13 protein-coding genes are annotated in these 13,815 nt (G+C 72.7%); 6 read left to right on the plus strand and 7 right to left on the minus strand.

All coding sequences use genetic code 11. The annotated features are described in order from the left end of the window. Positions 1-483, plus strand: a 483-nt coding sequence (locus ACFO9I_RS19445) for a hypothetical protein (protein WP_379183907.1), incomplete at its 5' end; no start/stop codon positions are given. 17 nt (positions 484-500) lie between these two features. Then, a complete protein-coding gene (locus ACFO9I_RS19450) occupies positions 501-953 on the plus strand; it encodes a helix-turn-helix transcriptional regulator (protein ID WP_379183909.1) in 453 nt (150 codons plus the stop codon). 42 nt (positions 954-995) lie between these two features. On the opposite strand, the gene ptsP is transcribed toward ACFO9I_RS19450, so the two are convergent. Continuing rightward, on the minus strand, positions 996-2,711 hold the full coding sequence (gene ptsP, locus ACFO9I_RS19455) for a phosphoenolpyruvate--protein phosphotransferase (protein ID WP_379183910.1): 1,716 nt from the start codon (positions 2,709-2,711) through the stop codon (positions 996-998). Between the two features lie 104 nt (positions 2,712-2,815). Between ptsP and ACFO9I_RS19460 the strand changes: the two genes are divergently transcribed. From ACFO9I_RS19460 to ACFO9I_RS19475, 4 genes are read left to right on the plus strand one after another with little or no spacing between them, the layout of a single operon-like run. Continuing rightward, complete coding sequence (locus ACFO9I_RS19460) at positions 2,816-3,589, plus strand: DeoR/GlpR family DNA-binding transcription regulator (protein ID WP_379183912.1); 774 nt, start codon at positions 2,816-2,818, stop codon at positions 3,587-3,589. After that, positions 3,586-4,545 (plus strand): 1-phosphofructokinase family hexose kinase, encoded by a 960-nt coding sequence (locus ACFO9I_RS19465; RefSeq protein ID WP_379183914.1) that lies wholly within the window; start codon positions 3,586-3,588, stop codon positions 4,543-4,545. Before ACFO9I_RS19460 ends, ACFO9I_RS19465 begins: the two co-directional genes overlap by 4 nt. A gap of 2 nt (positions 4,546-4,547) precedes the next feature. Next, on the plus strand, positions 4,548-6,653 hold the full coding sequence (locus ACFO9I_RS19470; RefSeq protein ID WP_379183915.1) for a PTS fructose transporter subunit IIABC: 2,106 nt from the start codon (positions 4,548-4,550) through the stop codon (positions 6,651-6,653). A gap of 48 nt (positions 6,654-6,701) precedes the next feature. Further along, positions 6,702-6,959 carry an HPr family phosphocarrier protein gene (locus ACFO9I_RS19475; RefSeq protein WP_379183917.1) on the plus strand — a complete coding sequence of 86 codons (258 nt, stop codon included), beginning with the start codon at positions 6,702-6,704 and terminating at the stop codon, positions 6,957-6,959. A 115-nt stretch (positions 6,960-7,074) separates the two neighbouring features. Here ACFO9I_RS19475 and ACFO9I_RS19480 read toward each other — a convergent pair whose 3' ends face one another. From ACFO9I_RS19480 to ACFO9I_RS19505, 6 genes are all read right to left on the minus strand, one after another. Further along, entirely contained in the window at positions 7,075-8,076 is a 1,002-nt protein-coding gene (locus tag ACFO9I_RS19480) for a hypothetical protein (protein ID WP_379183918.1), read from the minus strand. Next, complete coding sequence (locus ACFO9I_RS19485) at positions 8,073-9,014, minus strand: bifunctional riboflavin kinase/FAD synthetase (RefSeq protein ID WP_379183920.1); 942 nt, start codon at positions 9,012-9,014, stop codon at positions 8,073-8,075. The genes ACFO9I_RS19480 and ACFO9I_RS19485 overlap by 4 nt, the downstream gene beginning before the upstream one ends. A 23-nt stretch (positions 9,015-9,037) precedes the next feature. After that, positions 9,038-9,940 (minus strand): tRNA pseudouridine(55) synthase TruB, encoded by a 903-nt coding sequence (gene truB, locus ACFO9I_RS19490; RefSeq protein ID WP_379183922.1) that lies wholly within the window; start codon positions 9,938-9,940, stop codon positions 9,038-9,040. After that, entirely contained in the window at positions 9,937-10,401 is a 465-nt protein-coding gene (gene rbfA / locus ACFO9I_RS19495) for a 30S ribosome-binding factor RbfA (RefSeq protein WP_379183924.1), read from the minus strand. The genes truB and rbfA overlap by 4 nt, the downstream gene beginning before the upstream one ends. Before the next feature lie 68 nt (positions 10,402-10,469). Further along, the gene (infB, locus tag ACFO9I_RS19500; RefSeq protein ID WP_379183926.1) at positions 10,470-13,316 is read right to left on the minus strand and encodes a translation initiation factor IF-2; all 2,847 of its coding nucleotides are present in this window, start codon (positions 13,314-13,316) and stop codon (positions 10,470-10,472) included. Positions 13,317-13,449: 133 nt separating this feature from the next. Next, positions 13,450-13,773 (minus strand): YlxR family protein, encoded by a 324-nt coding sequence (locus ACFO9I_RS19505; RefSeq protein WP_379183928.1) that lies wholly within the window; start codon positions 13,771-13,773, stop codon positions 13,450-13,452. Positions 13,774-13,815 lie beyond the last annotated feature (42 nt).

Genomic DNA, 13,815 nt, shown 5'->3' on the forward strand with positions numbered 1-13,815 from the left:
GCTGACACCTCCAGGCGCGCGCTCCGCGTCCTCGGCCACGCGCTGCGGCGCGGCCTGCCGCCGGGCGTGCGCCTGGAGGTGTCAGCCGGGCGCGCGTCGCGTGGCACCTGCCTCGAGCCGCCCGACCGGGTGCGCGCGGCCGTGCGCGCGGCGTGCCTGGCCGGCTACCGGCGCGCGCCGGTGGACGTCGCCTCGGGCGGGTCGATCCGCGCGGTCGACGTGCTCGCGCGCGTGCTCGGCACACCGCCGGTGCTGCTGGGACTCGGACCTGCGGACGACGGCGCGCACGGACCCGACGAGCACCTCGACCTGCGCGACTGGCCGGCCGCCGTCGACACGCACGTCGTCCTCCTGGCCGAGCTCGCGTCAAGAGGCCGAAAGCCCTACGCACGCACGGCTCCGGCACCGGTAGCCTCTTCTACGGTCGAGTCCAGACTCGGAGCATGGGGACCGCGTAGAGCGACGAGCTCGGGAGTCACATGACAACGCCCATCGACCCAATGGCACACCGCACCGGGACCGCGGCACCACGCCTCGCCGATCCCGTGATCCCCCCACCCCCGCCGCGCCTGGCGGACGCCGACGCGGCGCGGCTCGAGGACCTGTGCGCGGACCTCGCGGAGGTCGTGCGGGCCGGCGGCTACCACACCGACGAGCGCGAGGGCGTGCTCCTCGACGTCACCATCGGGCGCGTGAGGTGCCTGCTCATCGAGCAGGAGCCGGCGCTGCGCGTGACGCTGTCACCGCGCGAGCGCCAGATCGCGCTCATGGTCGCGCACGGACGCACGAACCAGTCGATCGCCACGTCGCTCGACATCAGCGTGTGGACCGTCTCCACGCACCTGCGACGCATCTTCGCCAAGCTCGCGGTCTCCAGCCGCGCCGAGATGGTGGCGAGGCTGGTCTCCGACCACGACTACGCGCCCCTGGTCGCGCCGGACGACCCGACCTGAGGACGCACCGCTCCCGTCACGCCGCACGGCGCGAGGGGCGCCTCAGCGCTCGACGAGCGCGAGCACGGCCTCGCGGGCCGCGCGCGGGTCCGACGCGGCCAGCGCGGCCTCGGCGGCGTCCTCGCAGGTGTCCATGGCCACCGTCGCCAGTCGCGCCCCGACCGGTCGGACCGCCGCGGCGGCCATCGACAGCGAGGTGATGCCCATCCCCACCAGCGCGCACGCCAGCAGCGGGTCGGCGGCCGCCTCGCCGCACACGCCCACCGGCTTGCCGGCCTGGCGGCCCGCCTCCGCGGTGATCGCGATCAGCTGGAGCACGGCCGGCTGCCAGGGGTCGGTGAGGTGGGCCAGGTCGGTGGCCATCCGGTCCGCCGCCATCGTGTACTGGGTCAGGTCGTTGGTGCCGATCGAGAGGAAGTCGACGACCTCCAGCATCCGGTGGGCCAGCAGCGCCGCGCTCGGCACCTCGACCATCACGCCGGCCTTGAGACCACGGGCACGCACGCTCTCGGCGAACTCGGCCGCCTCGGCGACGGTCGCCACCATCGGCGCCATCACCCAGGCCTCCGTGCCGGTCTGCCGGGCCGCCGACGCGATCGCGTCCAGCTGGCGCTCCATCAGCCCGGGGTTCCCGAAGGAGAGACGCAGGCCGCGCACGCCCAGGGCGGGGTTCTCCTCGCCCTCGAGGGTCGCGAAGGCGACCGGCTTGTCGGAGCCGGCGTCCAGGGTGCGCACCACGACGTACCGGTCGTCGTCGAAGGCGCCCAGCACCTGTGCGTAGATGTCGGCCTGCTCCTCCACCGACGGCTCCTCCTTGCGGTTGAGGAAGCACAGCTCGGTCCGGAACAGCCCGACCCCCTCGACCGGCGCCTGTGCCGCCGAACGGGCGGACTCGCCGTCGGCGACGTTGGCCAGGATCTTCACCGCCACACCGTCGGCGGTCGCGCCGGGCCCGGCCCAGGTCGCGAGCGCCTTGCGGGCCTCCTTGTCGTCGGCGACGCGCTGGTCGGCGACGGCCGGATCGGGATGCGTCTCGACCGTGCCCGCCGTGCCGTCGACGAGCAGCGGCGTGCCGGAGGCGATGCCGAGCGCGCCCGCCGTCCCCACCACGCACGGGATGCCGAGCTGGCGGGCGATGATCGCGGTGTGGCTGGTGGGGCCGCCGCGCTCGGTGACCAGGGCCACGACCACCGTGGGGTCGAGACCGGCGGTGTCGGAGGGAGCGAGGTCCTCGGCGACCAGCACCGAGGGCTGCTGCGGGGTGGGGACGCCCGGCTCGGGCTCGCCGACGAGGTGGGCCAGGACGCGTCGCTCGATGTCGCGCAGGTCGGTGACCCGCTCGGCCATCAGGCCGCCCATGCTGGTGAAGACCGACACGAACTGCTCGACGCCCGCGTGCAGGGCCGACAGCAGGTCGTCACCGCTGCGCAGGTGCTTGCGCACCGCGCTGCGCAGCCCCTTGTCCCGCGCCAGGCCGGCGCTCGCGGTGAGGACCTCGGCGGCGGCGCCCGAGGCCGCGTCGGCCTTGCGCTGGAAGCCGTCGGCCACCCTGCCGACCGCACCGTCGAAGGCCGAGAGCGCGGTCTCCTCGTCGAGGGAGGCGCCGTCGAACGCCGAGATCGCGGCCGGCGACACCTCGGTCCGGGCGACCAGGGCGGGGCCGTGCGCGACGCCGGGCACCACCGGGGTGCCGTGCAGGATGACGGGCTCGGTGGCCTCGGAGGCGGAGCCCTGGGGGGAGTCGGTGCTGGTGACCATGGTCACAAGTTAACCCCTCGACCCCCTTGACAGTCAACACGTTCGGGCGTAAAACAACAGATACGCAGATTCACCACACGGCTTCGCTCGAGAGGAGGACGCTGATGAGCATGTACGCCGAGGAGCGTCAGCAGGCGATGGCCCAGCTCGTGGCCGAGCGTGGCCGGCTGTCGGTCGCGGTCCTGGCCGAGGAGTACGACGTCACCACGGAGACAGTACGCCGAGACCTCTCCACGCTCGAGCGCATGGGACTGGTCCGTCGCGTCCACGGCGGCGCCGTCCCCGCGCACAGCCTGGCGGTCATCGAGTCGGGCCTCGTCGAGCGCGACGCGGCGAACACCAGCGAGAAGGACCAGATCGCCAAGGCCAGCCTCGAGCTGCTGCCGCCGGCCGGTTCCACCGTGCTCATCGACGCCGGCTCGACCACTAGCCGGCTGGCCAGCCTCCTCCCCCGCGACCTGCGCCTCACCGTCGTCACCCACGCCGTCCCGGTCGCCGCCCGGCTCGCGGGCAACCCGCAGATCGAGCTCCACCTGCTCCCGGGTCGGGTCCGCTCGACCACGCAGGCCGCCGTCGGCCCCGAGACCGTCACCGCGCTGGCGAACCTGCGTGTCGACCTGGTCTTCCTCGGCACCAACGGCATCACCGCCGACCACGGCCTCACCACCCCGGACTGGGACGAGGCCGCGACCAAGCGGGCCATGGTGGCGAGCGCCCGACGCAGCATCGTGCTGGCCGACGCGAGCAAGATCGGCACCGAGTCTCCCCAGCGCTTCGCCTCGCTCGAGGACGTCGACGTGCTCGTCACCGACGACGGGATCACCCCCGCCGACCGTCGTGAGCTCACCCGTGCCGGCCTGGAGGTCGTCGTCGCATGATCGTCACGCTCACCCCCAACCCCAGCCACGACCAGACCGTCGCCCTGCCCGGCACGCTCGCGCGTGGCGCGGTCCAGCGCGCCGACTCGGTGACCTCACAGGCCGGCGGCAAGGGGGTCAACATCTCGCGGGCCTCGGTCTCCGCCGGCATCCCCTCGATCGCGGTGCTGCCCGCCCCCGCCGAGGACCCGTTCGTCCTCGAGCTGCTCGCGGCCGGCATCGACTGCCGGCCGGTGCACACCACCGGGGCGCTGCGCGTCAACATCACGGTCAGCGAGCCCGACGGCACCACGACCAAGCTCAACAGCCCCGGCCCCACCGTGACGCCCGAGGTGCTCAGCGGCCTCACCGACGCGCTGCTGCGCCGCGCGATCTCCGCCGACTGGCTGGTGCTCGCCGGCTCGCTGCCGCCCGGCGCCCCCGTCGGGTGGTACGCCGAGCTCGTGGGCGTGCTGCGCGAGCACGGCGCCCGGATCGCCGTCGACACCAGCGAGGGGCCCCTGGCCGCCCTGGTCGACGCGCTGCCCGGCAGCGCACCGCACCTGATGAAGCCCAACGGGGAGGAGCTCGCCTCCTTCACCGGCGGCGACCCCGACCTGCTCGAGTCCGACCCTGCGGCGGCGGCGAAGGCAGCCCGCACCCTGGTCGAGCGGGGCGTCGAGACCGTGCTGGCCACGCTCGGCAGCAACGGCGCGGTCCTCGTCAACAGCGAGGGTGCCTGGCACGCCACGCCTCCGCCCACCACCGTCGTCAGCACCGTCGGTGCCGGCGACTCCAGCCTCTTCGGCTACCTGCTCGGGGACATCCGGCGACGGACCCCGGCCCAACGACTCGCACTCGCCGTGGCCTACGGCAGTGCGGCAGCCGGACTCCCCGGCACGACCATCCCGCTTCCCTCGCAGGTCACGCCCGAGCTCGTCTCGGTCCGGGACCTCGACCTCACCCAAGGAGGGTGACGATGTCCGACCTGATCACCACAGATCTGGTTCGCCTCGACGTGGACCTGGGCTCCGACAAGCTCGGTGTCATCCGGGCCCTCGCCGACGTCGTCGGGGGCGCGGGCCGCGCCGTCGACACCGCCCAGCTGGCCGAGGACGCCCTGGCCCGCGAGGCGACCTCGTCGACCGGGCTGCCCGGCGGCATCGCGATCCCGCACTGCCGCACCGCGGGCGTCGAGGACCCCACCCTGGTCTTCGCCCGGCTGAGCCCCACCGTCGACTTCGGCGCCAAGGACGGGCCCGCCGACCTGGCGTTCCTCATCGCGGCACCGGCCGGCGGCGACAACACCCACCTCCAGCTGCTCACCAAGCTGGCACGAGCCCTGGTCAAGCCGGCGTTCACCGACGCGCTCCGCGCCGCCGAGACGCCGGAGGATGTGGTCGGGCTGATCGAGCACGAGCTGGGCATCGCGCCCGCCACCACTGCCGCCGCCACCGCCGGGGCGACCACCACCACCACCACCGCCGCGGCCGCCGCCGTCGGCTCGGGCGCAACGACGTCCGGCGGGGGCGCCGCCACCGCCACGGCCCCGACCGGGCGCAGCCTGGTCGCGGTGACCGCGTGCCCCACCGGCATCGCGCACACCTACATGGCTGCCGAGGCCCTCGAGGCCGCAGCCGGCCGCGCCGGCGTCGACATCACGGTGGAGACCCAGGGCTCCGCGGGCTCGACGCCGCTGCACTACGACACGATCGCCGCGGCCTCGGCCGTGATCTTCGCGGTCGACGTGGGCGTGCGCGACCGGCACAGGTTCGCCGGCAAGCCGGTCGTCTCCTCAGGGGTGAAGCGCCCCATCGACGACGCCGACGCGATGATCGCCGAGGCGCTGCGCTACGCCGACGACCCGAACGCCCCGCGCGTCGAGGGCACCGTCTCGGCCGCGGAGGAGTCCCACGGCGGCGAGAGCTGGACCCACCACGTGCGCCGGGTGCTGATGACCGGCGTGTCGTACATGATCCCGTTCGTCGCCGCCGGCGGTCTGCTGATCGCCCTCGGCTTCCTGTTCGGCGGCTACGAGATCGTCGGTCCCGCCGGCGACATCGTGGTCAACAACAACCTGTTCGACCTGCCCGACACCTCCGCCCTCGGGCTGGACCACGCACTGTTCGACAACGGCTTCTTCGCCTACATCGGCGCGGTGTTCTTCGTCCTGGGCGCCACGGCGTTCAAGTTCCTGGTGCCGGCGCTGGCCGGCTACTGCGCGTTCGCGATCGCGGACCGGCCCGGCATCGCCCCCGGTTTCGTGATGGGTGCGCTGGCCGTCGACCTGGGCGGCTTCGGCCTCCCCCAGAGCGGCTTCCTCGGCGGCATCATCGGCGGTGTCCTCGCCGGCTTCATCGCCCTGTGGATCACCCGCTGGAAGGTCTCCCCGTGGGCGCGCGGCCTGATGCCGGTGCTGGTCATCCCGCTCCTGACGACGCTGATCAGCGGCATCCTGATGATCGTGGTCCTCAGCAAGCCGCTGGGCAACCTGATGGACCAGCTCACCAAGGGTCTGAACAACATGAGCGACAACTCCAGCCTGTCCATCCTGCTCGGCGTGATCCTCGGCCTGATGATGGCCTTCGACATGGGCGGTCCGCTCAACAAGGTCGCCTACGCTTTCGCCACCGCCGGCCTCGGTGCCGCCGCGACCGCCTCGGGCGACGCCCCGGAGCTGAAGGTCATGGCGGCCGTCATGATCGCCGGCATGGTGCCGCCCCTGGGTCTCGCCCTGGCCACGGTCATCCGTCCCGGACTGTTCAGCCTGCCCGAGCGTGAGAACGGCAAGGCGGCCTGGGCGCTCGGGGCGTCGTTCATCACCGAGGGCGCGATCCCGTTCGCGGCGGCCGACCCGCTGCGCGTCATCCCGTCCATCATGGCCGGCAGCGCGGTCGCCGGCGGCCTGGCGATGGCCATGGACGTCACGCTGCGTGCGCCGCACGGCGGCATCTTCGTCCTCTTTGCCGTCGGGCACGTCCTGGGCTTCCTGATCGCGCTCGTGGCCGGGACGCTCGTCGCGGCGTTCAGCGTGGTCGCCCTGAAGTCCCTCGGTGAGAGCGACGCCGAGCTCGAGCCGGTCTGAGCACCACCCGTCCTGCAAGGATCGAACTCCCACCACTGAAGGAGAGACATGCCCACCAAGTCCGTCGTCGTCGGCTCCGCCGTCGGCCTGCACGCCCGCCCCGCCGCGATCATCTCGGAGGCGGCCGCCGATCTCGACCACGAGGTGCTCATCGGGATCCCCGGTGACGAGCCGGTCGACGCCAGCTCGGCGCTGCTCATCATGACCCTCGGCGCCGGCAAGGGCGCCACGGTCGAGATCTCGGGAGACGACCAGGCAGCGGTCGACGCGATCGCGGCCCTCGTCGAGAAGGACCTCGACGCATGACTCGTTGAGTTGGGCCTCGTTCACACCCGAGATGGGCCTCGTTCCGGTCGACTGCCGGAACGGGGCCCGGCTCAACTCCGAACGGGGCCTGGCTCAACTCCGAACGGGGCCCGGCTCAGCTCACCGGAGCGGTGCGCCTGCGCAGCTCGAGGTAGATGGCCCGGACGCCCACGGCCCGCTCCATCTCCTCCATCACTCCCCCGAAGAACTGCTCGCGATAGGTCTCGTCGGTGACCGTCGACACCGTCAGGTAGAGACCGGAGAACGCCGAGAGGAAGATCGACACCTGCAGCAGCGCCACCGAGATGCTCGTGACGCCGGGGATGCTGTGCGTGGGCGAGGTCAGCCAGGCGTCCATGACCGGCCCGGTCATGATCAGCGACCCGAAGACGACCAGGAACACGAACACCGACAGCGTGACCAGCAGGACCTGCACGAGCTGGACGACCGCCAGCACGATCACGAGGTTCCACCGCTCGAAGCCGCCCACCTCGGCGTGCGCGGCCGGGTCCGCCTCCGGATCCTCGACCAGCTCCCGGCTGGCCGCCTCCAGCGGGGTCCCGCGGCAGGCGTCGAGCAGCAGCCGGTCGGTGACGTCGTCGTCGACCCGGTCGACCTCCTCGGGCAACCGCACCAGAAGGAAGCCCACCGCGAGCACGACGAACAGCAGCACGGCCATGACCAGCGTCCCGGCCGTGAGGTTCGAGGCGACCTGCCACACCTCGGTGTTGATGAACAGGAACGTGATGAAGAGCAGCAGGAGCGGCAGCGCCCGGGTGGTCATGGGCAGCAGCGTGCGCAGGCTGCCGAAGGTCCGGGTCAGCGCCCACCGCACGATGGGCGCGGCGTGCAGGGCGGTGAGGGCGTACCACGTCGCCCCGGCGAGCAGCAGGAACGCGAGGGTGGCCGGCCCGAGGGTCAGCTGGTCGGCGAACCAGGCCAGCAGGCCGCCGGCGCCCGTCGCGACCAGGACCACCAGCAGCACCAGCGGGACGATCCGGCGCAGCCGCAGGGCCTGGCCCACGTGCGCCCGCTGCTCGGGGACGAAGTAGGTCAGTCCGTGGTGCAGGAACCAGTCCTCGGCGGCCTGCACCCGGTCGGCGGGGGCGGCCCTCACGAGACCGCGCCCAGCAGCTCTCGCGCCCGGCTGACGTCGTCGTCCATCTGGACGACGAGCTTCTCGACCGACTCGAAGGCGACCATCCCCCGCAGCCGCTCCACGAACGACACCTCGACCTCGACGCCGTACAGCTCGAGGTCGTCGCGGTCGAGCACGTAGCTCTCCACGCGCCGCTCCCGCTGCCCGTCGAAGGTCGGGTTGGTGCCGACGCTGATGGCCGCCGGGAAGCGCTCACCGGTGTCGAGGCGGCGCAGCCACCCGGCGTACACCCCGTCGGCGGGGGCGGCGGTGAGGGTGCTGGTGGGGACGTTCGCGGTCGGGTAGCCGAGCTCGCGGCCACGCTGGTCGCCGCGGACGACGGTGCCGCGGACGGCGTACGGACGGCCCAGGGCCTCGGCCGCTCCGGCGACGTCGCCGGTGGCCAGGCAGGTGCGGACGTAGGTCGAGGACCAGACCTGGGGGCCGCCGTCGAGGGGGATGCCCTCCGCCTCGAACCCGTGCACCGCCCCGGCCTCCACCAGGCTCGCCACGTCGCCCGCCGCACGGTGACCGAACCGGAAGTTGGCACCCACGACCACCGCGGCGGCCCGCAGGCTCGACACGAGCACCCGCTGGATGAACTCCTCGGGCGTCCACGTGGCCATGTCCCGGTCGAAGGGCAGCACCAGCACGGCGTCCGCCCCGCTGTCGGCCAGCAGCACCGCCCGCGTCTCGACCGAGGTCAGCGAGGAGGGAGCGTGCTCGGGGCGCAGCACCGCCATGGGGTGCGGGTCGAACGTGACCGCCACCAGGGTGAGTCCGCGCTCGTCGGCCACCTCGCGGGCGCGGGCGAGCACGTGCCGGTGCCCGAGGTGCACGCCGTCGAAGTTGCCGATGACCACGGCAGTCGGGCCCAGGTCGGCAGGGACCTCGTCGAGGGATCGCCAGATGCGCACGGCCAGAAGACTACTTGCGCGGCTCAGACGAACACCGCGACGGCCCGGGCAACGCCCGCGCGCGGCTCGTAGAGGGCCAGGAACTCGCCGTCCGGGTCGAACACCGCGGTCAGGCCGTCGAGCTCCAGGTCGAGGGCCCGCCCCACGCGCACGTCGTCGGCGTGCGCCCGGTCGAGGTCGCGGCCGGGGAAGGCCCGGCGGGCGGCCTCCGCGATCGGCATCGCGGCGAAGTCCTCCGCCAGCTGGTCCAGGGTCCGCGCGGCCGCGAGGTCGTAGGGGCCGACGGCGGTACGCCGCAGCGCCGTCAGGTGGCCGCCGACACCCAGTCGCGCCCCGAGGTCGCGCGCGATCGCCCGGACGTAGGTGCCGCTGGAGCAGCGCAGCGACAGGTCCACGTCGAGGTGGTCGTCGACCGCCCGCACCTCGTGCACGACGAGCTCGTGCACGGTCACCGGCCGCGCCTCCAGCTGCACGTCCTCACCTTCGCGGACACGCTGGTAGGCGCGCTTGCCGTCCACCTTGATCGCGGAGACCGCGGTGGGCACCTGCTCGATGTCGCCCACGAAGTCCGCGAGCGCGGCGCGCACGTCCGCCTCGTCGATCCCCCGGGCCGAGGCGGTCGTCGTGACCTCGCCCTCGGCGTCGTCGGTCGTGGTGGCGACGCCGAGGCGCACGGTGGCGTCATAGGCCTTCTCGGTCAGCATCAGGTGGCCCAGCAGGCGGGTGGCGCGGTTGACGCCGAGCACGAGGACCCCGGTCGCCATCGGGTCCAGCGTGCCCGCGTGCCCCACCTTGCGGGTGCCGGCCAGCCGGCGCACCCGGGAGACCACGTCGTGGGAGGTCATCCCGGCCGGCTTGTCGACGACGACCAGGCCCGATGCGGTGGCCGGAGCCGCCGCCCGTCCCGAGGCGGTCGGAGCGGTCACAGCTCCCCGTCGTCGTCCGCGTCGTCGGCGTCGATCTCGCGGGGCTTCTTGTAGGGGTCGCTCTCCCCGGCGTACGTCGACCCGCGCCGCGCCGCCGCCTCCTCGTCGAGCGCCTTGGCCCGGGCCAGCACCTCGTCGAGATGTCGCGCGTTCTCCGGCAGGGCGTCCGCGACGAAGGTGAGCGACGGGACGTGGCGCATCCCGAGCTGCTTGCCGACCTCCGAGCGGAGCAGGCCCTTGGCCGACTCCAGCGCGGCGGCCGTGCCCGCGAGGGCCTCCTCCTCGGCGCCCTCCTGCCCGAGCACGGTGTAGAAGATCGTCGCCTGCTGGGTGTCCCCGGTGACCCGGACGTCGGTCACGGTCACGAACCCGAGCCGCGGGTCCTTGACCCGACGTTCCAGCATCTCCGCGACGATCACCTGGATCCGGTCCGCGATCTTGCGCACCCGTGGGTTGCTCATGTTCCTACTCTCTCAAATGCCCGAGTCGGCGCCAGTTCCGGGGAACTGACGCCGACTCGGTGGATGGATCAGCTGCGCGGGATCTCGCGCATCTCGAACGCCTCCACGACATCGCCTTCCTTGATGTCCTGGAAGTTCCGCAGCACCAGACCGCACTCGAAGCCCTCGCGGACCTCCGACGCGTCGTCCTTCTCCCGCTTCAGCGAGGCCAGGTCGAGGTTGTCGGCGACCACGGCACCGTCGCGGATGACGCGCACCTTGGCGTTGCGGCGGATGACACCGGAGGTGACCATGCAGCCGGCGATGTTGCCGATCTTGGACGAGCGGAAGATCGCACGGATCTCCGCCTGACCCAGGGTCGACTCCTCGAACTCCGGCTTGAGCATGCCCTTGAGGGCCGCCTCGATCTCCTCGATCGCCTGGTAGATGACCGAGTAGTACCGGATCTCGACGCCTTCCTTGTCGGCCATCTCCGTCGCCTTGCCCTGGGGCCGGACGTTGAAGCCGATGATGATGGCGTCGGAGGCCGCGGCCAGGTCGACGTTGGTCTCGGTGATGGCACCGACACCGCGGTCGATGACCCGGATGCCGACCTCGTCACCGACGTCGATCTTGGCCAGCGCGTCCTCGAGGGCCTCGACCGAACCGGACACGTCGCCCTTCAGGATCAGGTTGAGCTCCTGGCTCTCGCCCTTCTCCATGGAGGCCATGAAGTCCTCGAGCGTACGACGCACCCGGCGCTTGGCCTGCATGGCCGCACGCTCGCGCGCCTCGCGCTTCTCGGCGATCTGGCGGGCCATCCGGTCGTCCTCGACCACGATGAAGTTCTGGCCCGCACCGGGCACCGCGCTCAGACCGAGGACCATCGCCGGACGCGACGGGTCGGCCTGGGCCAGCTCGTTGCCGTGCTCGTCGAGCATGGCGCGGACACGGCCGTGGGCCGGACCGGCCACGATCGAGTCGCCGACCCGCAGCGTGCCGCGCTGGACCAGCACGGTCGCCACCGGGCCACGGCCACGGTCGAGGTGCGCCTCGACCACGAGACCCTGGGCGTCCTGGTTGGGGTTGGCCCGCAGGTCCAGGGACGCGTCGGCGGTCAGCACGACGGCCTCGAGCAGCTTGTCGAGGTTGAGCTCGGACTTGGCCGACACGTCGACGAACATGGCGTCGCCGCCGTACTCCTCGGGCACCAGGCCGTACTCGGTCAGCTGGCCACGGACCTTGGTCGGGTCCGCCTCCGGCTTGTCGATCTTGTTGACCGCGACCACGATCGGCACACCGGCGGCCTTGGCGTGGTTGAGCGCCTCGACCGTCTGCGGCATCACGCCGTCGTCCGCCGCGACCACCAGGATGGCGATGTCGGTGGCCTGGGCACCACGGGCACGCATGGCGGTGAACGCCTCGTGACCCGGGGTGTCGATGAAGGTGATCCGGCGCTCCTCGCCGTCCACGTCGGTCATGACCTGGTAGGCACCGATGTGTTGGGTGATGCCACCGGCCTCCTTGTCGACGACGTTGGCGTTGCGCAGCGCGTCGAGGAGCTTGGTCTTTCCGTGGTCGACGTGACCCATGACCGTGACGACCGGCGGCCGCACGACCAGGTCGGACTCGTCGCCCTCGTCCTCACCGAACTCGAGGTCGAAGGACTCGAGCAGCTCGCGGTCCTCGTCCTCGGGCGAGACGACCTGCACGACGTAGTTGAGCTCCTCACCGAGCAGCTCGAAGGTCTCGTCGTTGACAGACTCGGTCGCGGTCACCATCTCGCCGAGGCTGAACAGCATCTGCACGAGCGCTGCCGCGTCGACGCCGATCTTCTCGGCGAAGTCGGTCAGGGACGCGCCACGGGGCAGACGGACGGTCTCGCCGTCGCCCTTGCGGACGCGCACGCCACCGATCGTCGGGGCCTGCATGGCCTCGAACTCCTGACGACGCGCCCGCTTCGACTTGCGACCACGACGCGACGGGCCACCCGGGCGACCGAAGGCACCCTGGGTCTGGCCGCGCTGGCCGGGACGACCGCCGCCGGGACGACCGCCACCCGCGGGGCCGAAGCCACCGGGACGACCGCCGGCACCGGGAGCGCCGGCGCCACCGCGGCCGGGCGCACCGCCACGACCGGGAGCACCACCGCGGCCGGGCGCGCCCGGACGACCGGGAGCACGACCGCCGGGACCCTGGCCGAAGGCGGCCGGGGACTTGGGCATCATCGCCGGGTTGGGGCGCGGCATGCCGGGGCGGCCCGGCGCGCCGCCACCGTCACGACCGGCCGGCGGGCGCGGCGGGCGCTGCTGCTGGTCGCCGCCCGTGGGGGCGCCACCACCGGCAGCAGGGCCTCGGTCGCCGCCGGGGGCGGGGCGACGGCCCATGCCCTGGCTGGACGAGAACGGGTTGTTGCCGGGACGGGGCGTGCCGCCGGGCTTGCCGACCGGGCGCGGCGCCGGGGCCTTGGGCGCCGGGGCGGCCGGGGTCGGCGTCGCCGACGCGGCCGGAGCCACAGGCTCGGCCGGGGGTGCCGGCTTCTCGGCCGGGGCCTGACGCGGACCGGGCTTGGGAGCTGCCGGGGCCTTCGCGGCGGGCGCGGCCGGTGCAGCCGGCTGGACGGGCGCCGGGGCGGCCGGCTGGGCCGGGGCCTCGGCGGCGGGAGCCTGGGGGGCGGGTGCCGACGGCTTCGGAGCAGCCGGCGCCTTGGCGGCGGGCTTCTCGGGGGCCTTCTCGGCGGGAGCCTCGGCAGGGGCGGAGGCGCCGGCGGCCTTCAGCTGCTCGCCGAACTCCTTCTTGAATCGCATCTCGACAGGGGGCTCGACGGTCGACGATGCCGACTTGACGAACTCCCCCATCTCCTTGAGCTTCTCGAGAACGAACTTGCTCTCGACGCCGTACTGCTTGGCGAGCTCGTGAACTCGGGTCTTAGCCACGCTTCTCCTTCTGGCCTCAGACCCGGGTCCAGCGACGCTGGGGGGAAACCTGAGACCGTTAGTGGTTGTGCAAACTCATCGCGAAGTACTCATCGAGTGCTCATGAGCTGCTGCTCCAGTTTCTGTCGGTCGATCACGGTTGGACTGCGCGCGAGCCGAGGTAGTCACCCACCGGTGCGCTGGACAGCCCGGTCCCGGCCCGGAGGGCACGGGTGAAGGCTTTCCGCCGCACCGCGAGGTCGTAGCAACCGGTGGTGGGGTGCAGGTGCGCTCCCCGTCCCGGTGCGGTGCCGTCAGGATCGGGCACGACGGCCGGGTGGCCGCTCGCGTCCGAGCCGGCGGTCACCCGCAACAACTCGCGTTTCGTGGCCCGCTGTCGACAACCGATGCAGGTCCTGACCGGCCCCGACGAGATGTCAGGATCCGGGCAGGGAGCAGAGACGTGTTGGCGGACCACTGGGGACAACTCTACCGTGCGCGGCCACTGGTTATCGAACCG

This window comes from Nocardioides sp. GCM10023255, from assembly GCF_042653125.1.
Taxonomy (GTDB): domain Bacteria; phylum Actinomycetota; class Actinomycetes; order Propionibacteriales; family Nocardioidaceae; genus Nocardioides.